Genomic DNA, 20030 nt, shown 5'->3' on the forward strand with positions numbered 1-20030 from the left:
CACCCAGTCCTTGGGGCCGCGTGGAATCCGGCAGTGGACTTGCGTGGCGAGGGCGATGCCGCGCCCGTCGCCCGCCTGCCCCTCCTCATGGGGCGATGGCCGTGCTCAGTGGGCGAGCATCAGCCACACTCCCACGGCCACCATCCATCCGAACACGAGCGCCTCCACCGCGCGCTGGAGGAGCCCTCGCACCGGGGAGTCGAAGGACAGGCCCACCATGCCGAGCAGCACGAGCTTGCCCAGCGCGCCCGTCACCGGGGTGAGCGAGGTGAGCGCCGGCACGTCCTCGAACACGCGCTCCATTTCGATGAGGCCGCCGCCCGCGCCGAAGTAGCCCAGGCCCGCCACCAGGTGGTGCATCTGGTTCTTCCACGTGCCCCAGAACGGCGCGCCCGCGTCACAAGGGAACACGGCGGCGCCCACGTAGCTGACGCCCAGCAGCGACAGCAGCACGGCCCCGGTGCCCCCCTCGCCCTGGGCGGTGAGGTACGCGTGGAGCAGGGCGCAGAAACCCAGGACGGCCAGGCCCGCGGGCGCGAAGCCGAGCCACCCCGCGCGGGCGGCCCCCGGGGCGCCCGTCTCACCCAGCTCGCTGATGGTGTTCCTCACGTGGCTGTAGCCGGGCCTGTTCCGCGCGAACCAGAAGGGCGGCAGGACGCCGAGAGCCACGACGAGCAACGCGCTGGGGAGAATCCACGGGACCATTGAAGGAGTATCAAGGCGGCGGCGTCCCGGACGAAAGCCGGCGGGGGTAGACCGGTGCCTGGGGCGTTGTCAGATTGCGCGGGAACCTCATCGAGCGGAGGGCGTCATGGCGCACCGCAGTCGTCTCTCGGGACTCATCATCGATTGCGAGACGGGGGAGCTGCTCTCCGCCGCCACCTTCTGGAGCCAGGCGCTGGGGCTCCAGGTGGGGGGGGCACGAAGTCGGGGAGACCTCCGAGTACGTGGGCCTCGAGGGCACTGCCGCGGGGCTGAGCGTCGGGCTGCAGCGGGTCACCCACCCCTCCCGTGTCCACCTGGACATCGAGGCGGATGACCAGGACGCCGAGGCCGCGCGCCTGGAGGCCTTGGGAGCGAAGCGCATCGGCTGGGTGAAGCGCTGGTGGGTCATGGAGGCGCCCACGGGCCATCGCTTCTGCATCGTGAAGATGGACAAACCCGACGAAGGTCCGCCGCCGACCGTCTGGAAGTGAGGCGGGCTAGCGTCCTTCGTGGAGCCGCGCCCGGAGGCGCCGGAGCCCCTCGTCGATGCGCTCCACCGTCACGCGGCCGTAGCCCAGCACCCAGCCATGGCGGGTGGGGGCTCCCATGAAGTAGCGCGAGAGCGACTCCACGCCGACGCCCGCCGCGTGAGCCCTGGCGGTGAGCTCCTTCTCCAGCCGCGCGCCGCCCCGCGTGAAGGTGGCGCACAGGTGCAGACCGGCGACGGAGGGGAGCAGCTCGAGCGTGTCCGCGAAGTGGCGCGCGAGGCCCTCGGCCAGTCGGGTGTGTCGCTGCTCGTACTCGCGCCGCGTCTTGCGCAGGTGCCTTGCCAGCGCGCCCGTGTCGATGAAGCGCGCGAGCGCCCCCTGCGCGGGGAGCTGGCTGTGCCAGTCCGTCACCTGCTTGGCCAGCCGCAGCTCCCGCCGGAGCGAGGGCGGCGCGACGAGGAAGCCCAGCCGTAGCGAGGGCAGCAGCACCTTGGAGAACGAGCCGACGTAGAGCACCCGGCCCGAGCGGTCCAGGCCGTGGAGCGTCTCCAGCGGACGGCCGCCGAAGCGGAACTCGCTGTCGTAGTCATCCTCGATGACCACCGCGTCGCGGCGCCGGGCCCAGTCGAGCAGCGCCTTGCGACGCGCCGGGGACATGACGATGCCCAGCGGGAACTGGTGGGACGGGGTGACGTAGACGGCGCGCGTGTCGTCCGGCAGGCGGCTCACGTCGAGCCCCTCCGCGTCCACGGGCACCGGCACCACGCTCGCGCCGAGCGACTGGAACAACGCGCGCGCGGGCGGATAGCCGGGCTCCTCCATGGCGACGCAATCCCCGGGCTCGAGCAGCACCCGGCCGACCAGGTCCAGGGCCTGCTGCGCGCCGTGGGTGATGAGCACGTCGGACGCGTCCGCGGTGACGCCTCGCGAGACACCCACGTGGCGGGCCACCGCCTCGCGCAGCTCCGGATGGCCGGCCGGGTCCGCGTACGCGGGGCCCGCCGCGGAGGCGCGCCACTGTCGGGCCATGAGCCGGCGCCAGGCGTCGAAGGGGAACAGCGACGCATCCGGATAGCCCACCCGGAAGTCGTACGGCGTCTCGGGGACGGGCACGGGGGGCGCGGGCAGCCCGCGCCAGACCGCGCGAGGCCGCAACTCCACGCCCTGGGAGGCCCTCGCGCGCGCGCCGCGCTCCCGAGGTGCGTTCTGGATGAAGCTCCCGGCGCGACCCCGGCTCACGAGCAGGCCCTCCGCCATCAACCACTCGTAGGCCACGCTCACCGTGTTGCGGGAGATGCCCAGCCGCCGGGCCAGCTCCCGCGAGGGGGGCACCTGCTCACCGTCCCGCAGCCGTCCGTCGAGGACCCGCGCTCGCAGGCCCCGGTAGACCTGCCCCGCGAGGTCCCTTCGCTCCGTCAGGTCGACATGCAGGTCCATGGCCCAGGCCTACCACGGATTGGCCCAACGAGATTCGTCGGTCCTGGCACCGTGAGAGGGCCAGGGACGGGGCACCCTGTCGGCACTTCCTCAAGGAGACCGCATGAGCCCCACGCCTTCGTCCTCGTACGCCTCGCAGCCGGTCCACGCCGAGCGCATGCCCTGGATTCCCATGACCTCCCCGGGCCTCTCCTTCAAGCCGCTGCGCTTCTTCAAGGACGACGCGGGCTGGATGTACCTCTTTCGCCTGGAGCCCGGCACCGTCATCCCCCCGCACCGCCACACCGGCGAGTCGCACGCCTTCAACCTCTCCGGCTCCCGCGAGCTGCTGGACACGGGCGAGGTGATTGGCCCGGGGGGCTACGTCTACGAGCCGGCCGGCAACGTCGACAGCTGGCGGGTGACGGGCCCCGAGCCGCTCGTGCTGCTCATCCACACGCGCGGCGGCGTGGAGTACCTGACGGCGGACGGCCAGGTCTCGCGGCACGTCACGCCCGCGGACCGGCTGGAGTCCTACCGCCAGTGGTGCGAGGCGAACGGCCAGCCGTTCCTGGCCACCCTGGAGTGACTGGGGGCCCTGTCAGTGCCGCAGGTGGGCCTGCACCGTGTCCACCACCTCGCCGCCGTCGCCGTTGAAGACGAGCTTCGTCATGGCCAGCGCGAAGCCCGCCGCCTGCTTGATGGTGACGCGAGGCGGGAGCGAGAGCGCGTGCGGGTCCGTGACCACGTCGACCAGCGCTGGCCCCGGGTGGGCGAGCGCGCGCTCGAAGGCGCCCCGGAGGTCCTCGGGCGCCTCCACGCGCTGGCCCATGACGCCCACCGCCTCCGCCAGCTTCGCGAAGTTGGGGTTCACCAGGTCCGTCTGCGTGTCCGGGTAGCCCGACACCTGCATCTCCAGCTTCACCATGCCCAGCGAGCTGTTGTTGAAGATGACGACCTTCACCGGCAGCTCGTACTGCGCCAGCGTGAGGAAGTCCCCCATCAGCATCGCGAAGCCGCCGTCGCCGGACATGGAGATGACCTGCCGGCCCGGGTACAGGAGCTGCGCGCCGATGGCCTGGGGCAGCGCGTTGGCCATGGAGCCGTGGGTGAAGGAGCCGATGATGCGCCGCTCGGCCGTGGCGTGGAGGTAGCGCGCCGACCACACGTTGCACATGCCCGTGTCCACGGTGAAGACGGCGTCCTCGGCGGCCACCTCGTCCAGCACCGACGCCACCAGCTCCGGATGCAGCGGGCGGTGCGAGCCGACGTTGCGCACGTGCGTGTCCAGCTTGCGCCGCGCCTTGGCCAGCTCCTCCAGCGCGCCCTCGAGATGCCGCCGGTCCTCCTTCTGCTCCAGGCGGGGCAGCAGCGCGCGCAGCGTCTCGCGCACGTCGCCGCAGACGCCCAGGTCCAACCGCGAGCGGCGCCCCAGGTGCTCCGGCCGCACGTCGACCTGGGCAATCTGGGGTTTGACGGGCATGAACGCGTCGTAGGGGAAGTCGGTGCCCAGCAGCAGCAGGACGTCGCAGGCGTGCATGGCCTCGTACGCGGCGCCGAAGCCGAGCAGGCCCGTCATGCCCACGTCGTAGGGGTTGTCGTAGGCCACCCACTCCTTGCCCCGGTACGCGTGGCCCACGGGCGACTGGAGCCGCTTCGCCAGCGCGAGCACCTCCGCGTGGGCGCCCCGGCAGCCGCTGCCGCAGAACACCGTCACGCGCGAGGCGGAGTTGAGCAGCTCGGCGAGCCGGTCCAGCTCCGCGTCGGCCGGGCGCACCACGGGGCGCTCGGTGGCGAAGGTGGAGGGCACGTCCTCGCCGGCCTCGAGCGCGGCCACGTCCCCGGGCACCACCACCGCGGACACGCCGCCCTTCGCGAGCGCCGTCTGCGCGGCGAGCCGGAACAGGCGCGGGGCCTGCTTGGGGTTGGCCACCATCTCGCAGAAGTGGCTGCACTCGCGGAAGAGCAGCTCCGGGTGCGTCTCCTGGAAGTAGGACGTGCCGATCTGCTCGCTGGGGATGTGCGAGACGAGCGCGAGCACGGGCGCGTAGCTGCGGTGCGCGTCGTAGAGGCCATTGATGAGGTGCAGGTGGCCCGGGCCGCAGCTGCCCGCGCACACCGCCAGCTTGCCGCTCAGCTGCGCCTCGGCGGACGCGGCGAAGGCCCCCGCCTCCTCGTGGCGCACGTGGACCCACCGCAGCTTTCCGTCGCTGCGCCGCACGGCGTCGGTGATGGGGTTGAGGCTGTCGCCCACGACGCCGTAGATGCGCTCGGCCCCCGCCTCGATGAGCACACGAACGAGCGCTTCCGCCACGGTGAGAGAGCTCATGGGCTCAAAGCTGGGCGGGGTGACAGCGGGGGACAACCCAGGGGAGCGGGGTGACGGGCGCTCCCGTGGGTGTGGGGCGTGGGAGCGTGCTCCCTCTCGCCGGTGACGCGGGGGGCTACTCGAAACAGCTGTTCGCGATCTCGCGCAGCTCGACGATGCCCCAGTCGCTCATGGGACACATGTGGGCATATTCGAGCGCCTCGTCGCGGCTCTTGCAGTTGAGCAGGAAGAAGCCGCCGATGATCTCCTTCGACTCGGTGAAGGGGCCATCGCTCACGGTCCGCCGCCCATTGATGCTCTCGATGCGGATGGCGTTGTCGTCCGGCTTGAGGGCCTCTCCGGCGACGAGCACGCCCTTGTCCTGGAGCGTCTTCTGGAAGGCCATCATCCGTGCGTAGGCCTTCTGGCCCTCCTCGAGCGGCCGCTCCTGTCGCTTCCCGGGTGCCTCCATCATCAGCAGCATGAAAGACATCGCGCTCCCTCCTTTTTGGGGACGGCGATACTACGACGCGGCCGTGACACGCCGTCGAGGGGGCCCGGGTGGGAGTTGCTCGGTCCTGGTCGCTCGCGAGCCAACGCCACGGTGTGATTTCCGCGCGGATGGACGGGCGCGCGCGGCGTGTCCGCTTTCCGACGGCTGTGGAATGCGCTCCGCACCATGGGTGAGGGTTGACCGCGCGCTTCGGAGAGGGGAGCTTGCGGTGCGATGAGCGCCGGCCCCGACCTGTTCTCCGCCTCCGTGGATGTGAACCGCTTCGCGCCGCTCGCCGAGCGGATGCGGCCGCGCACGCCCGACGAGTTCATCGGGCAGGCGCACCTGCTGGGCCCCGGAGGTCCGCTGCGCGGGCTGATGGAGCGCAAGCAGCTGGTGTCCTCCCTCTTCTGGGGGCCGCCCGGGGTGGGCAAGACGACGCTGGCGCGGATGCTGGCGGCCAACGTCGACGCGGAGCTGGTCATCCTGTCGGCCGTGTCGGACGGAATCCCGCGCATCCGCGAGGTGGTGGCCGAGGCCGAGCGCGCGCGCAACCAGTACTCGCGCCGCACGGTGCTCTTCGTGGACGAAATCCACCGCTGGGCGAAGAACGTCCAGGAGCAGGCGCTGCCCCACGTGGAGAGCGGGCTGTTCATCCTGCTGGGCGCCACGACGGAGAACGTCAGCTTCGAGGTGCGGCCCGCGCTCGTCAGCCGGTGTCGCGTCTTCCAGCTCCAGGAGCTGACGCTCGCGGACATCCAGGGCGCGCTGCGCCGGGCGCTCACCGACGAGAAGCGCGGGCTGGGCAAGCGCCGGCTGACGGTGGGGGAGGAGGCCCTGGCGCTGCTCGCGCGGGGCGGCGCGGGGGACGTGCGCAAGGCGCTGGGCGCGCTGGAGATGGCGGCGGGGCTGACGGCCGACGGCGGCGAAATCACCGTGGACGTCGCGCGCGAGTCGGTGGGCGTGGGCCTGTCGCGCCACGACAAGGACGGGGACCAGCACTTCGACCTGCTCAGCGCGCTGCAGAAGTCCTGTCGGGGCTCCAACGCGCAGGGCGCCATCTTCTGGGCGGCGAAGCTCTTGCAGACCGGCGACGTGGTGTCGCTGTGGCGCAGGCTCAAGGTCATCGCGGTGGAGGACGTGGGCATGGCCATGCCGGAGGCCATCACCATCGTCCGCGCGTGCGAGGAGGGCTTCCACTCCACGGGCATGCCGGAGGGCCGGCTGTTCGTCGCGCACGCCGTCATCACCCTGGCCACGGCGCGCAAGAGCAACCGCGCCTATGCCGCCATGAACGCGGCGCTGGAGGCGCTGGAGGCGAACCCCAACGTCGGGCCGCCGTTGAACCTGCGCAACGCGCCCACGGACCTGCTCAAGGAGCTGGGGCACGGCAAGGGCTACCATCCGCCGTGGGACTTCAAGGACCACTACGCGCCGGGACAGACGTACCTGCCCCCGCCGCTGGAGCGCGCCGTGTTCTACCGCCCGAGCAAGGAGGGCTACGAGGCGGAGGTCCACGAGCGCATGACGCACTGGTGGCGCGAGGACAAGGCGAGCAAGGGCGAGTAGGGCGCTCCGGCCCATGTGGGCCTCCCCCTCCACCCAGGCGACATCCTCGTCGTCGGCCGACACGCGACGTGCGCATCGACCTTGCATCGTGAAGCGGGGGTGCTCTAGTCCGGCGCCGTGACGTCCCCCGAGAGACACCGCGCCATCGAAGCCGTGTGGCGGATTGAATCCGCGCGCCTCATCGCGGGCCTGACGCGCATGGTGCGCGACGTCGGGCTCGCGGAGGAGCTCGCGCAGGATGCCCTGGTCGCGGCGATGGAGCGCTGGCCCGACAGCGGCATCCCGGACAACCCGGGCGCGTGGCTGATGGCGACCGCCAAGCGCCGCGCCATCGACGAGCTGCGCCGGGGCAAGCGCGTCGAGCGCAAGCACGAGGAGCTGGGACACGAGCTCGAGTCCGACCAGGCCCACGGGCAGCCGGACCTGGACACGGCGCTCGACAACGACGTGGGCGATGACCTGCTGCGGCTGATGTTCATCGCCTGCCACCCCATCCTCTCCACGGAGGCGCGCGTCGCGCTCACGCTCCGGCTGCTCGGTGGGTTGACGACGGAGGAGATCGCCCGCGCGTTCCTGGTGCCCGGGCCCACCGTCGCGCAGCGCATCGTGCGCGCCAAGCGCACGCTGTCCGAGGAGAAGGTGCCCTTCGAGCTGCCCCACGGCGAGGCGCTCGCGGCGCGGCTGTCGTCGGTCCTGGAGGTCATCTACCTCATCTTCAACGAGGGCTACTCGGCGACGGCGGGCGATGACTGGATGCGGCCGGAGCTGTGCGCGGACGCGCTGCGGCTGGGGCGCATCCTCGCCGAGCTGGCGCCCCTGGAGCCGGAGGTGCACGGCCTGGTCGCGCTGATGGAGATCCAGGCGTCGCGCTCGCGGGCGCGCGTGGGCCCCTCCGGGGAGCCGGTGCTGCTGCTCGAGCAGAACCGGGGCCTGTGGGACCAGCTGCTGATTCGCCGCGGGCTCGCGGCGCTGGAGCGGGCGGAGAAGCTGGGCGGCGCGCAGGGCCCGTACGCGCTGCAGGCCGCGCTCGCCGCCTGCCACGCGCGGGCACGCACGGCGGAGGAGACGGACTGGGCGCGCATCGCGTCGCTGTATGGCGTGCTGGTGCGGCTGTCGCCCTCGCCGGTGGTGGAGCTCAACCGCGCGGTGGCCCTGTCCATGGCCTATGGCCCCGCGGCGGGCCTGGCCGTGGTCGACACGCTGACGTCGGAGCCCACGCTCGCGAACTACCACCTGCTGCCGAGCGTGCGCGGAGACCTGCTGCGCAAGCTGGGGCGCTTCGACGAGGCACGCAAGGAGTTCGAGCGGGCGGCCTCGCTGACCCGGAATGCCCGCGAGCAGGCGCTGCTCCTGGAGCGCGCCCAGGACTGCTCCCGCCGCAGGGCGTGAGCGTGGGGCGGCAGTCCCGCGGGAATCTTCCGCGCTCCATGCAGCGCAAGCGTCGACCAGCGAGCGTCCGTGCTCGCCGCGAGGGATGGAGGCCGTCCTGGAGCACGCGTGCGGGGTGGACCCGCACCGGGATGGTCTACCCTGGGCGCATGTGCCGGAACATCAAGCCCCTCTTCAACTTCACCCCGCCCGCCACGGATGACGACATCCGCGCGGCGGCGCTCCAGTTCGTCCGGAAGATCGCCGGGACCCGCAAGCCGTCGAAGCAGAACACGGACGCGTTCGACGTCGCCGTCGAGGAGATCTACCAGAGCTCGAAGCGGATGCTGGACGGGCTGGTGGCCACGACGCCCCCCAGAGACAGGGTGCGGTTCGAGGCACTCAAGCGCCTGCGCTACAAGAAGGCCGCCGACGCGGGCTGAGGCCCCGGGCGCTCCGAAGCGCTGACCGACTGTTCCCACGCAGTGCACACACGGCGCGCGGTGCCGAGGTGGCCCGTCGTGCCCTGGAGGTCGTCCGATGAAGCGGTCCCCGTGGTGGTCCGTCGTTGGCTGTCTCTCCTTCGTCCTGTCCTTCGGCGCGGGCTGTGGCGCCGAAGCGCCCCAGGACGCCCAGGCCCCGGAGCAATCCCGCGCGGCCCTGGCCTGCTCCACGCGCATCACCTACGGCGACCGCTGGATTCGTCCCGCCAACCATCCCAACCAATACGACGTGGCCTCGGACCTGGTGACGTGGGACGGCGCCTGCGTCAACGAGGGCTCCAACTCCTACGCCGTGCTCTCCAACGGCTGGAAGCCGTACTTCACCGGCAACAACGCCTGTGTCATCGCGCTGGACACGGACTGTCCCGGCGCCTCCGCGTGCGCGACGCGCGTCACCTACGGCCCGGCGTGGATCCACCCCGCGAACCACCCCGCCCAGCACGACGACACCGGCGGGCGCGTGTTCTGGGATCGCGCCTGCGTGAATGCGTCGCCCAACTCGTACGCGGTGCTGTCGAACGGGTGGGGGCCGTACTTCACGGGCACCAACGCCTGCGGCATGTCCTTCCGCTACACGGGCTGCGGCGGGCTCTACCAGAACCCCGTCGTCCCCACGGACTGCGCGGACCCGGGCGTCATCCACGACGGCACGCGCTACGTGGCGGCGTGCACCTCCGGCGGCGCGGCCAGCGCCTTCCCGCTGCGAGTCTCCACGGACCTGGTGACGTGGACGAGCGCCGGCTCCATCTTCCCCTCCGGTACGCGGCCGTCGTGGGCCACCGGTGACTTCTGGGCGCCCGAAATCCACCGCGTGGGCGGCCGCTTCGTCGCGTACTACACGGCGCGGCACTCCAGCGGGAAGCTGGCCATCGGCGCCGCCACGGCCACGAGCGCGCTCGGTCCCTTCACCGACCTGGGCCGCCCCCTCATCCTGGATTCGGGCATGGGGATGATCGACGCGACGTTCTTCACGGACGCCGCGGGGACGGGCTACCTGGTGTGGAAGGCGGACGGCAACGCGGTGGGCCAGCCCACGCCCATCTACGGGCAGGCGCTCTCCGCGGACGGCCTGTCTCTGGTGGGCACGCGCCGCACGCTCATCACCAACAACCTGGGCTGGGAGGGCGGCGTGGTGGAGGCGCCGTGGGTCGTCGCGCGCGGCGGCTACTACTACCTCTTCTACAGTGGTAACGCGTACTACAACAGCACCTACGCTGTCGGGGTGGCGCGGGCCACGAGCCCCCTGGGGCCGTACACCAAGGCGGGCGCGCCGATTCTCGCGACGGGCGGAGGCTGGGTGGGGCCGGGCCACAACTCGGTGGTCAACGGGCCGGGCGGAGACACGTACATGGTCTACCACGCCTGGAACAGCGCCCACACCGCGCGGGTCATGCTGGTGGACGCCATCACGTGGCCCAACGGCTGGCCCGCGGTGCCGGAGGCGCCCTCGGCCGGCTCGCGTCCCCGGCCGTAGCGCGTGAGGTCCTCGGGGGCACGGGGTTTGTCCGTGCCCCCGGTGGACGTCAGGGCGTTCCGGTGGACGCCTGGAGCGAGGGCTCCGGCGCCTCGAACTTCTGCGGCCCCAGGGCGGAGCGCTGGAACCAGCCGGCGAGCCCCAGCAGCACGAGCCCGGACGTGCGCAGCGTGCGCAAGAGCTCCGCGCCCAGCGCCTCGTCACCGGGCAGGAGCGCCGCCAGCCACACGCGCGCGTCGTAGAGCAGCCACGTGGCGCCCGACAGGCCCATGGCCCACCACACCCAGGCGAGCCTGCCGCCGCGCAGCATGTACGCGACGCGCAGGATGGGGGCGACCAGGAAGATGGTCGTCATGTCCGCCAGCGTGGAGGCCAGGCTGATGACGACCGACGGCGCCGGGCTCTGGCCGGACAGCAGGTTGCGCACCTCGGTGACCAGCGACGGCACGCCGACGGCCAGCGCCGCCAGCGCCGTCACCGCCCACAGCGCGCGCGAGCGCGGGCTGGACGGAGGCTGCAGCCCGGACTGCTGATAGGTCATGGCCAGGAGCACGAGCGCGTACGTGGTGGCGATGTTGGCCAGCACGACGACGACCATCCGGTACGGCAGCAGGGGGGACGCCGTGAAGGGGACGTCCGGCACGGTGTGCAGCCAGTAGCTGCGCATCGCCGCGCTGACCAGCGACAGCACGGCCCCCGCCGTGAGCCCGCCCCAGACCTTGCGCAGGTAGTCGCCGGAGACGAACGCGCTGGCCGCCGCGAGCGTGCCGCCCACGGCGAGCAGCCCGCTCAACCAGCCGGCCACGTCGTGCACCAGCCCCAGCTTCGCGGGCTCGGAGCTGGCCACCGCGAACAGGTGCGCGGCCTGGAGCACCACGACGGCGCCGAACCAGGGCGCCACGGACGAGGAACGCGAGGACGCCGTCATCGCGCCTTCTCCAGCGACGTGGCGATTTCCGCGAGGATGACCTTGGCGTGCAGCGCGCCAATGAAGGTGTTGAGCATCGGCTTGAGGCCTTCGAGCAGTTGCGGGAGGTCCTGGGGGGTGACCTGCTCGGGCGGACGCTTGAGGGCGCGCAACGCGGCCGTATGGATGGCCATCTTGGCGGTGAAGCCTCCGAGCAGGGGTTCGAGGTGACGCACGAGGATGTCGTGCCAGCCGGCGGGGGCGGTCTGGGAGGACGGGTTCAGAATCGCGAACACTCCTGTTGGGGAGGCACACGCTAGAGCGATTTCTCAAGACATACGAGAGGCCCGTCCGTCCCCCGCGTCGATTGCCGCTCGTTCCGCAAGGAATTCCGGGAGGCCCTGGCTTTGTCGCCACGACAGGTGTAGGGGCCGCTGACGCGGCGTGCAGCATGCCCGGCCGCCGGGCGAGCAGGTGCGCCGGCGGCGGGCGTCATCCAACGGGTATCAGGCCTTGATGTAGCGCTCGAACACGGCGCCGAAGTCCTTCACCCAGTACTTCTGCTGGGCGCCGGTGAGCCAGGCGAAGGCGGCCTGGTTGAGCTCCTTGAAGGACTCGACGACGGGCGCGCCGCCGGACGAGCCGCGGCCGAGCGTGGTGGAGGCGACGTCCAGGCTCGTCTTGGCGTGGGCGAGCGACAGCTCGTTCTCGTGCTGCATCTCCGAGATGCGGAACAGGGCCTTGTAGAGGTCCTTCACCTGCTCCAGCTGCTTCTTGTGCACGTCGATGGAGTAGTCGCGGTTGCCCAGGCGGAACTTGATCTCCACGTCCATGTCGATGGTGCCGGCCGTCTCCAGCATGACGTTGGAGATGGGATTGGCGGCGTACGTGAAGCGACGCAGCATGCGCTTCTTGCTGGCGGCGCTGGTGCCGTCCAGGTGGATGAGCGCCCGGTTCGTGAAACAGTACTCGTCGGACTTGGACTTGATGAGGAAGTAGATCTTCTCCTGGTCCTCGTGATTCACATAGTCATCCGCGTCGACCTTGTCGTAGTCGGCCGGAGCGATGACCGAGCCGACGTCACTGAGGCCGAGTGCGTCCGCGGCGAGCTTCCCGAACATGCTGTGTCTCCCTGTGTGTACCGCCGGGCCCCCAAGGCCCGGCGGGAGCATAGGGGAGAGCCCCTCACAGGTCGAAGCGAATCCCTTGCGCCAGCGGCAGCGCGTCCGAGTAGTTCAGCGTGTTGGTCTGCCGCCGCATATAGGCCTTCCACGCGTCGGAGCCGGACTCGCGGCCGCCGCCGGTGTCCTTTTCACCCCCGAAGGCGCCGCCAATCTCCGCGCCGGACGTGCCGATGTTGACGTTGGCGATGCCGCAGTCGGAGCCGGAGGCGGACAGGAAGCGCTCGGCGACCTGCAGGTCCTTGGTGAACACCGATGACGACAGGCCCTGGGGCACGCCGTTCTGGATGACGATGGCGTCCTCGAGCGTGCGGTAGGGCATGACGTAGAGGATGGGCGCGAAGGTCTCCTCCTGGACCCACGCGTCGGTGGGCTCCACGTCGGTGACCAGCGTGGGCTGCACGTAGTGGCCGGGGCGCTCCAGCGCCTTGCCGCCGCTCACCACGCGGGCCCCCGCGGCGCGCGCCTTCTCGAGCGTGGCCTCGAAGCGCTGCACCGCGGCCCGGTCGATGAGCGGGCCCATCAGCGTGCCGGCCTCCAGCGGGTCTCCGATGCGCTTCTCCACCTGGGCGTAGGCGCTGGCGAGCTTGTTCAGCACGTCGTCGACGATGGACTCGTGGACGATGAGCCGGCGGGTGGTGGTGCAGCGCTGGCCCGCGGTGCCCACCGCGCCGAAGACGATGGCGGGGATGGCCAGCTTCAGGTCCGCGGTGGCGTCCACGATGATGGCGTTGTTGCCACCCAGCTCCAGCAGGCTGCGGCCCAGTCGCTGCGCGACGCGCACGCCCACCTGACGCCCGACGGCGGACGAGCCGGTGAAGCTCACCAGCGCGACGCGCGAATCGTCCACCAGCCGCTCGGCGCGCGCGGTGCCCGCGGCGTTGAGCAGGAAGAACACCTCCGGGAAGCCGCCGGCCTTCAGCGCCGCGTTGCAGATGCGCGTGGCGGCGATGGACGTCAGCGGCGTCTTGGGGGAGGGCTTCCAGATGGACACGTCGCCGCACACCGCGGCGATGAACGCGTTCCAGGACCAGACGGCCACCGGGAAGTTGAAGGCGCTGATGATGCCGACGAGGCCCAGCGGATGCCACTGCTCGTACATCCGGTGGCCGGGGCGCTCGGAGTGCATCGTCAGGCCGTAGAGCATGCGCGACTGGCCGACGGCGAAGTCGGCGATGTCGATCATCTCCTGCACCTCGCCGTCGCCCTCGGCCTTCACCTTGCCCATCTCCAGCGACACGAGCGAGCCGAGCGCGTCCTTGTGGCGGCGCAGCGCCTCGCCGCACAGGCGGATGGCCTCGCCCCGACGCGGCGCGGGCAGGGCCCTCCACGCGACGAAGGCCTGGGCCGCGGCGTGCATCATCCGCTCGTACTCGTCCGCCGTCGCCGACGACACGGTGGCGAGCTGCTGTCCGTTGGAGGGATTGAGGACCTCCAGCAAGGGCTCGGAGCGGGACTCCGCCCACTCGCCGTCGCCGAGGTAGCTGCCGGGGTTGTGCTCGCCGAGGCCGAGCGCGTCGAGAATGGGATGGAGCATGGCGTTTGGGGCTGCTTACAACGTCGGGGGCTTCGTGGCGACCCGCGTCGGGGCGGGGCGTCCGGGCTGGGTCAGCAGCCAGTCCATGAAGGCGCGTGCCGCAGTGCGCAGTCGGCGGTGGGAGGGGTACACGACGAAGTAGGAGTAGCGGGTGGGCAGCGCGGGGCCGGGCAGTCGCAGGAGGCTGCCGTCGGCGAGGAAGGTCTCGCAGACGCGCTCCCGGGCGAGCGCCGCGCCCAGGCCCCACACGGCGGCCTGCATCGCGTTGGTGGTGTCGCTGAAGCTGTGGCGCACGTCCAGCGTGGCACCATGGACGTCCGCGGCGCGCAGCCAGTCCGGCCACGACTGTCGCGCCAGGTCCTCGACCAGCGGCAGCCGGGGGATGTCCGCCGGCGTGCGCACCGCGTCGACGCCGGGCAGGCGAGGGGAGGCCACCGGGAACATGGCGTCGGGCATCAGCGCGTGGGCGGTCATCCCGGGCCAGTGGCCCAGGCCGTAGCGGATGCCCAGGTCCGGGCCGCCCTCCTCGAAGCGCGACAGCGCCGTCTCCGAGTCGATGCGCACGCGCAGGCGGGGATGCTGGGCGTTGAAGTCCGCCAGCCGGGGCACCACCCACGTGTGCGCCAGGGAGTGCATGGTGGTCACGCGCACCAGGTGGCGCTCGCTCCGGGCATCCGAGAGCTCGCGCACCACGTCATGGATGTCCGTCAGCGCGCCGCTCGCCGCGTCCGCCAGCTGGCGCCCCTCGACGGTGAGCTCCACGCCGCGCGCGTGGCGCTGGAAGAGGGTGACGCCGAGCATCCCCTCCAGCTTGCGCACGTGGTGGCTGACGGCGCTGGCCGTCAGGTGCAGCTCCTGGCCCGCGCGGGCGAAGTTCTGGTGCCGCGCGGCCGCCTCGAAGGCCGCCAGGGCCGGCAGCCACGCCGTGGGAAGAGTCATGGGAGCCTCAAATCATACGCGTGGCTGACCGCAAAACCATGCGGTTGTGACTCCCGTGCCAGAGGCGCAGATAAGGGAGCGACCGGAGTCAGATTCGTGCCTCGCTCCACCTGGTGAACCGCCCATGACCACTCCCTCGCTTGTCCGTCCCGTCGTCCCGACGTTGTCCGGTGCCTGGCTGACCTTCCTGGAGCTGGGGCTCCTGGGGGCCCTGTGGGGCTCGTCCTTCATGTTCATGCGCATCGCGGCGCCGGACTTCGGGCCCCTGCCGCTCGTGGTGGTGCGGCTGGTGCTCGGCTCGCTGGTGCTGCTGCCCCTGCTGCTGCGCGCGCGCGCCTCCATCACCCCGTCGCACTGGCCCAAGCTCGCGCTGGTGGGGACGCTCAACGCGGCGGTGCCCTTCGCGCTCTTCGCCTGGGCGGCGCAGCGCGTGCCCGCGGGCATCAGCGCCATCAGCAACAGCATGACCGTGCTCTTCACCGCGCTGGTGGCCTTCCTCTTCTACGGCGAGCGCATCGGCTCGCGTCGTGGGGTGGCGCTGGTGGTGGGCTTCGCGGGCGTGGTGGTGCTCGCCAGCGGGAAGATCGAGGGCGCCAGCCCCGGGCTGGGTGTGGCCGCGGCGCTGACGGCCGCCTTCTTCTACGGCATCTCGGCGAACCTGGTGCGCAGGCACCTGCAGGGTGTGCCGGCGGGCGCCGTCGCGGCGGCCACGCTGGGCTGCGCGGCGCTCCTGACGCTGCCGTTCGCCATCGCGACCTGGCCCGTGCAGCCCATCCGCGGCGTGTCCTGGCTGTCGGCCGCGGCGCTGGGGATGCTCTGCACGGGGCTGGGCTACGCCATGTACTACCGGCTCATCCAGCGCATCGGCGCTTCCCGCGCCGTCACCGTCACCTACCTGTTGCCCCTGTTCGGCGTGGCCTGGGCGTGGCTCCTGCTCGGCGAGCCGGTGACGCTGTCCATGGCGGTCGCCGGCGCGCTCATCCTGGGCAGCGTCGCGCTGAGCCAGCGGCAGTCCGCGTGAGCGTGCGCGCGGACCGCCGCCGGGGCGCCAACGGCTCTCAAGGACAGCCGGAGCTGACCTGGAGCGCGTCGTAGGCCATCCAGCCGTTGCGCTTGGTGCCGGTGGCCGCGATGACGTAGCCGTAGAGGAACTTCATCTCCCCCGACTGCTGGCGGTAGCGGCCCGCGCTGTCCTGGACCCAGAGGGGGATGTCGATGGAGGGCACGCCGTGCTCGGTGGGCACGTCCAGGCGCTGGAACTTGGTGCCCGCGGGGAAGTGGTCCACCGCGGGGCCGCCCAGCGCCATGCCGGGCACGTTGAAGACCAGGTTGACGGAGCGCTGCCCGTTGGCGCGCACCAGCGGCAGGTAGTCTCCGGCGCGCTCGTGGGTGGCGTCGCTGTCGTAGACGACCTTCTTGAACTCGAGCACCGGGTCATGCGTGTTGCGCACGGCGTAGCAGCCCAGCTTCGCCAGCCCCGCGCCCAGGGCGGAGACATGGCCCACCTTCTGCTCGAAGGACGTGCGCCCCAGGATGCTGGAGATGGGCAGCCACCCCGCGCTCGAATTGGACGTGGAGACGGCGAACGCGTGCAGCTCCCCGGCGAACGTGCGCGTCTGGCCGTGGTTGAAGGCGGCGCTCGAGCGCGTGTTGGTGCCCACCACGGTGCCGTTGCCGTCGCGGATGGGCACGCCCGTCACCAGCCCCCAGTTGTCGTCCGCCGGGTCGTTGGTGGGGACGCGGTTGCCCCCGCTCACCTGCAGCTTGCAGTTGTACGCGCTCACCAGACAGTACTCGCCGTTGACGCCAGAGAAGGCCGCCTGCTCGCGCGTCTGGAGCGCGCCGTCGTCGGGCTCGAGGCCCCCTCCACACGCGGTGACGAGCAATCCGAGGGATGCAATCGAGATGGTCGTGATTTTCATGCTTAGCATGAGAAAGCGACCAGCGCGGACCCGTCAACGCGAGCCTCGTCGAGAGGCCGGAGGGCGAGCGAGGGATGTTGAGCCCCGGTCAAAGGGACGGGTGCCAACGCACCGCGTCCTGAGGTGCCGCGTCGAGGTACGCTGCCGGCGCGATGTCCCGCCACCCCGATGCCCTGCTCCCCGCGCGCCGCTTCCACGACGAGCCGCTCATCGTCATCCTCCGCCACCTGAAGGCCGGGCTCACGGAGGCGGGCCGGGTGCGCATCGAGGTGCCGGACCCGGACCTCGGGGCCGGGCGCTATCCGGGCGAGCGGGTGGGGCCGGAGGGGGGCCTGGTGCACCGTCCGCTGCGCCACTGGTGTGATCTGGCGGAGGGGCTGGGCTGCCGGCTGCGCACGCCGCGCGGCGTGGATGCGACGCACGTGTCGCTGACCTTCGAGTCCCTGGGCGCGGAGGCCTCGTGGCACGCGGGGAGCGCGAGGGCGGAGGCGGCGGTGCCCGCGGAGGAGCGATATGGGGCGGACTCCGCCTTCGCGCGCGTGCGCAAGCTGGAGGACGCGGGCTTCCTGTTGCCGTGGTTGGAGGCGCTGGGGCGCGTGAGGTTGCCCGCGGGCGCGAGGGTGTTGGACCTGGGCGTCAATCGCGGGGACGAACTGGACGCGTTCTCCTGGTTGGACGAGGTGCCCGACGTCTCCTTCGTGGGCGTGGACCACAGCGCCTCCGCGATTGCCCAGGCGCGCGCCCGCTTCCCGGACGCGCGTCACGCCTTCCACGTGGCGGACCTCAACGCGCTGCCCGCCGCGCTGGGGCGCTTCCACCTGGTGGTGTCCGTGGGCACGTTGCAGAGCCCCGGGGTGGATGACCACGCGTTGTTGCGGACGCTGGTCCAGGAGCATCTGGAGTCCGAGGCGACGCTCGTGCTCGGCTTTCCCAACTCGCGCTTCCGCGACGGCGAGGTCGTCTACGGTGCCCGCGTGCGCAACCTGCGCGAGTCGGACCTGTCCCTGCTCGTGAAGGACCTGTCGTTCTACCGCCGCTACCTGCACCAGCACGGCTTCCGCACGTTCCTCGGCGGGAAGTTCGACCTGCTGCTCACGGCGGTGCGCGGCGGGGCTCAGTCCTCCGACTGAACGTCCCCGGGCTTGACGCCCCAGTCCGCGAGCACCTGGGCCTCGTCCTCGGGGCTCTTGGTCTTCTTGAAGCGCGCGTCGGAGACGCCCTTGACGCGGCGCTCGCACGCGGCCCACGTGGCGTGGCGCTTCACGCTGCGGCCCACCTGGCTCAGGTACGAGTGCGCCTTGGCCGCGGGCTGTCGGGGCTTCTCCTCGGGGAGCGAGGTGTCCTCGGGGACGTCGTAGACGTCCACGTCGTACGTGGACAGCGCGCCCGAGTAGAGCCGCACGCCCTTGCCGCGCGAGTAGCCCACGGCGATTTCATCGACCCGCTCGTTGCCGGGCACGCCCACGTGGCCGCGCACGTAGTGCCACTCGACGGCGGCGGCCTCGCCGGAGTGGGTCTGCTTGCGCTGGGCGAGCAGCGCCATCAGCCGCCTCCAGTAAGGGGCGTTGGCCACCTCCTTGCCCTCGGCCGTCTTCCAGCCGCGCTTGCTCCAGCCGAACGCCCACTTCGTGATTCCCTGAATCACATAGGTGGAGTCGGTGTGGATGCGCAGCGGGCCCGCCGTGGCCTCCAGGTGGCGCAGCGCCATGCCCACGGCCGTGAGCTCCATCCGGTTGTTGGTGGTCTCCCGCTCGTGGCCGCCCAGCTCCGTCACCTGTCCGTCGGGCGTGGCGATGATGACGCCCCAGCCCCCGGGGCCCGGGTTGCCGGAGCAGGCTCCGTCGGCGAAGACGACCGTGGCGTGGCTCTTCATGCGGCGCACCCTAGGCGGCCTCGGGGCGGGGCGGCCAGGACGACTCGCGACACAGGCGTCCTCGGGCTGACATGAAAGTCATGATTCCACCGGGAGCCCGAGTCCTCCTCACCTGGAGGCGTGAGCGTGGTACGTGGCTTGCTCAAGCCGCGAGGGCTCGGGCGGGAGCGCCGGTGCCCGAGGGAAAGCCATCCACACCACCATGTCGACCGAGCACTCCATGTCCTCCCAGAGCGATTCCAGGCCCGTCTCCTCGCGCGGCAGGGCGTGGGCCGCCAGGCTCGCGCTGCTGGTGGCGGCGGCCGCCTCGGTGGCCACGTCGCGCAGCGCGCCGAGCCCCCGCGTCGAGGAGTCGGCGCCGGGCGTGCTGAGGCTGACGGCGGACGCGCCCTCGGCCAGCGTGGTGTTGCCGGTGCGGCTGGCGGTGCCGAACGGCTCCACGCAGACGGTATGGGCCACGATGCGCGCGCCGCTCTCCGCCCGTTGGACGCACGACGAGGGGGGCTCACGGACGGCGCCGAGTCTCACGGCGACGCTGCGCTTCGGGCCCCATCCGCTCAAGCCGAGGACGCAGGAACTGGGGGTGTCGGAGGGGGCGGCGGTGACGTTCGACGCGGAATCGGACGGGGATGTCTGCCGGCTCCAGCAGCCGTGCGAGTGGGCGGCGACGCTCGACGTGGCGTTCGCGGAGGGCTCGCCGGTCCACGGCGTGGTGGAGGTGGACTGGAAGATGGTGGGTGAGGTGAGCTTCGACGAGACGGTGGACGAGGAGCCGCAGGGGCTCGAGTTCACCGTGGGGCCTCGCTGACCGCGTGAGGACCTCGCGTGCCACCGCGTGCGTGCCGGGTGACACGCTGCTGCATCCGCTGGTGTTCTGCGCGGTGTTGGTGCTCGTGCTGAACGACCATGTGTTCAAGGCGCGCTGGCCGTCCTGGTGGACGGGCAAGCTGTCGGACGTGGCGGGGCTGGCGATGTTCCCGCTGCTCCTGCAGGGACTCTGGGAGCAGGCGCGGGGACGAAGCGCGCGGGGCGGCTTCCGGCCGTCGCTCGCGGTGCTGACGGCGTGCGTGGTGCTGACGGCGTGCGTGTTCACCGCCATCAAGGTCTGGGAGCCCGCGGCCGAGGCCTGGCGCTGGGGGCTCGGTGGGTTGCAGTGGCCCGTGCGAGCGGCGTGGGCGGTGCTCTCCAGTCGCGCGGTCCCCGCCGTGGCGCCGGTGGCGCACACGATGGACGTGACGGACCTGCTCGCGTTGCCAGCGCTGGGCGTCTCGTACGCGCTGGGGCGCAAGCGCTGCGCGAGTCACGAGCCGGCGCGGCAGCCCGCCTGACTCGCGGGCCGCGGACGTC

Annotated in this window: 21 protein-coding genes; 10 read left to right on the forward strand and 11 right to left on the reverse strand. The window is 71.6% G+C overall.

The features are described 5' to 3' along the window. Positions 1–105 precede the first annotated feature (105 nt). Positions 106–705: a DUF998 domain-containing protein gene (locus tag K8640_RS37745; protein WP_223751529.1), complete on the reverse strand. Its 600-nt coding sequence runs from the start codon at positions 703–705 to the stop codon at positions 106–108. 242 nt (positions 706–947) lie between these two features. On the opposite strand from K8640_RS37745, the gene K8640_RS43365 reads away from it, so the two are divergent. After that, positions 948–1196, forward strand: a complete 249-nt coding sequence (locus K8640_RS43365) for a VOC family protein (protein ID WP_223751530.1) — start codon at positions 948–950, stop codon at positions 1194–1196. A 6-nt stretch (positions 1197–1202) separates the two neighbouring features. On the opposite strand, the gene K8640_RS37755 is transcribed toward K8640_RS43365, so the two are convergent. Further along, positions 1203–2630: a PLP-dependent aminotransferase family protein gene (locus K8640_RS37755; RefSeq protein WP_223751531.1), complete on the reverse strand. Its 1428-nt coding sequence runs from the start codon at positions 2628–2630 to the stop codon at positions 1203–1205. 103 nt (positions 2631–2733) lie between these two features. On the opposite strand from K8640_RS37755, the gene K8640_RS37760 reads away from it, so the two are divergent. Next, a complete protein-coding gene (locus K8640_RS37760; RefSeq protein WP_223751532.1) occupies positions 2734–3198 on the forward strand; it encodes a cupin domain-containing protein in 465 nt (154 codons plus the stop codon). 12 nt (positions 3199–3210) lie between these two features. Here K8640_RS37760 and poxB read toward each other — a convergent pair whose 3' ends face one another. Beyond that, positions 3211–4938 carry a ubiquinone-dependent pyruvate dehydrogenase gene (poxB, locus tag K8640_RS37765; RefSeq protein WP_223751533.1) on the reverse strand — a complete coding sequence of 576 codons (1728 nt, stop codon included), beginning with the start codon at positions 4936–4938 and terminating at the stop codon, positions 3211–3213. Between the two features lie 115 nt (positions 4939–5053). Then, on the reverse strand, positions 5054–5410 hold the full coding sequence (locus K8640_RS37770) for a YciI family protein (RefSeq protein ID WP_223751534.1): 357 nt from the start codon (positions 5408–5410) through the stop codon (positions 5054–5056). 234 nt (positions 5411–5644) lie between these two features. Between K8640_RS37770 and K8640_RS37775 the strand changes: the two genes are divergently transcribed. The 4 genes from K8640_RS37775 to K8640_RS37790 all read left to right on the forward strand — a co-directional run bounded on the left by K8640_RS37775 (position 5645) and on the right by K8640_RS37790 (position 10324). Then, positions 5645–6979 (forward strand): replication-associated recombination protein A, encoded by a 1335-nt coding sequence (locus tag K8640_RS37775; protein WP_223751535.1) that lies wholly within the window; start codon positions 5645–5647, stop codon positions 6977–6979. Positions 6980–7096: 117 nt separating this feature from the next. Then, positions 7097–8368, forward strand: coding sequence for an RNA polymerase sigma factor (locus tag K8640_RS37780; RefSeq protein ID WP_223751536.1), 1272 nt, complete (start codon positions 7097–7099; stop codon positions 8366–8368). Between the two features lie 149 nt (positions 8369–8517). After that, positions 8518–8790 carry a DUF2277 domain-containing protein gene (locus K8640_RS37785; RefSeq protein WP_046717748.1) on the forward strand — a complete coding sequence of 91 codons (273 nt, stop codon included), beginning with the start codon at positions 8518–8520 and terminating at the stop codon, positions 8788–8790. Between the two features lie 97 nt (positions 8791–8887). Continuing rightward, positions 8888–10324 (forward strand): glycoside hydrolase family 43 protein, encoded by a 1437-nt coding sequence (locus K8640_RS37790; RefSeq protein WP_223751537.1) that lies wholly within the window; start codon positions 8888–8890, stop codon positions 10322–10324. Positions 10325–10373: 49 nt separating this feature from the next. Here the strand turns inward: K8640_RS37790 and K8640_RS37795 are convergent, their stop codons facing one another. From K8640_RS37795 to K8640_RS37815, 5 genes are all read right to left on the reverse strand, one after another. Then, on the reverse strand, positions 10374–11252 hold the full coding sequence (locus tag K8640_RS37795; RefSeq protein ID WP_223751538.1) for a hypothetical protein: 879 nt from the start codon (positions 11250–11252) through the stop codon (positions 10374–10376). After that, positions 11249–11467 (reverse strand): hypothetical protein, encoded by a 219-nt coding sequence (locus K8640_RS37800; protein ID WP_141331497.1) that lies wholly within the window; start codon positions 11465–11467, stop codon positions 11249–11251. The genes K8640_RS37795 and K8640_RS37800 overlap by 4 nt, the downstream gene beginning before the upstream one ends. A gap of 270 nt (positions 11468–11737) precedes the next feature. After that, positions 11738–12352, reverse strand: coding sequence for a PH domain-containing protein (locus K8640_RS37805; protein ID WP_223751539.1), 615 nt, complete (start codon positions 12350–12352; stop codon positions 11738–11740). Between the two features lie 64 nt (positions 12353–12416). Next, positions 12417–13949: an aldehyde dehydrogenase family protein gene (locus K8640_RS37810; protein ID WP_223751540.1), complete on the reverse strand. Its 1533-nt coding sequence runs from the start codon at positions 13947–13949 to the stop codon at positions 12417–12419. Between the two features lie 15 nt (positions 13950–13964). Next, complete coding sequence (locus K8640_RS37815) at positions 13965–14888, reverse strand: LysR substrate-binding domain-containing protein (RefSeq protein WP_223751541.1); 924 nt, start codon at positions 14886–14888, stop codon at positions 13965–13967. 124 nt (positions 14889–15012) lie between these two features. On the opposite strand from K8640_RS37815, the gene K8640_RS37820 reads away from it, so the two are divergent. Beyond that, positions 15013–15909, forward strand: coding sequence for a DMT family transporter (locus K8640_RS37820; RefSeq protein WP_223751542.1), 897 nt, complete (start codon positions 15013–15015; stop codon positions 15907–15909). 37 nt (positions 15910–15946) lie between these two features. On the opposite strand, the gene K8640_RS37825 is transcribed toward K8640_RS37820, so the two are convergent. After that, positions 15947–16810, reverse strand: a complete 864-nt coding sequence (locus tag K8640_RS37825; RefSeq protein WP_223751543.1) for a hypothetical protein — start codon at positions 16808–16810, stop codon at positions 15947–15949. A gap of 152 nt (positions 16811–16962) precedes the next feature. On the opposite strand from K8640_RS37825, the gene K8640_RS37830 reads away from it, so the two are divergent. Further along, positions 16963–17940, forward strand: coding sequence for a bifunctional 2-polyprenyl-6-hydroxyphenol methylase/3-demethylubiquinol 3-O-methyltransferase UbiG (locus tag K8640_RS37830; RefSeq protein ID WP_223751544.1), 978 nt, complete (start codon positions 16963–16965; stop codon positions 17938–17940). On the opposite strand, the gene K8640_RS37835 is transcribed toward K8640_RS37830, so the two are convergent. Beyond that, complete coding sequence (locus K8640_RS37835) at positions 17925–18683, reverse strand: RNase H family protein (protein WP_223751545.1); 759 nt, start codon at positions 18681–18683, stop codon at positions 17925–17927. The two genes, K8640_RS37830 and K8640_RS37835, sit on opposite strands and share 16 nt — an antisense overlap. 220 nt (positions 18684–18903) lie before the next feature. Between K8640_RS37835 and K8640_RS37840 the strand changes: the two genes are divergently transcribed. Both K8640_RS37840 and K8640_RS37845 read left to right on the forward strand, forming a co-directional pair. After that, positions 18904–19491: a hypothetical protein gene (locus tag K8640_RS37840; protein ID WP_223751546.1), complete on the forward strand. Its 588-nt coding sequence runs from the start codon at positions 18904–18906 to the stop codon at positions 19489–19491. Positions 19492–19495: 4 nt separating this feature from the next. Then, positions 19496–20011, forward strand: coding sequence for a hypothetical protein (locus K8640_RS37845; protein ID WP_223751547.1), 516 nt, complete (start codon positions 19496–19498; stop codon positions 20009–20011). Positions 20012–20030 lie beyond the last annotated feature (19 nt).

Origin of the sequence: Myxococcus sp. XM-1-1-1, assembly GCF_020037095.1 — a bacterium.
GTDB lineage: Bacteria > Myxococcota > Myxococcia > Myxococcales > Myxococcaceae > Myxococcus > Myxococcus fulvus.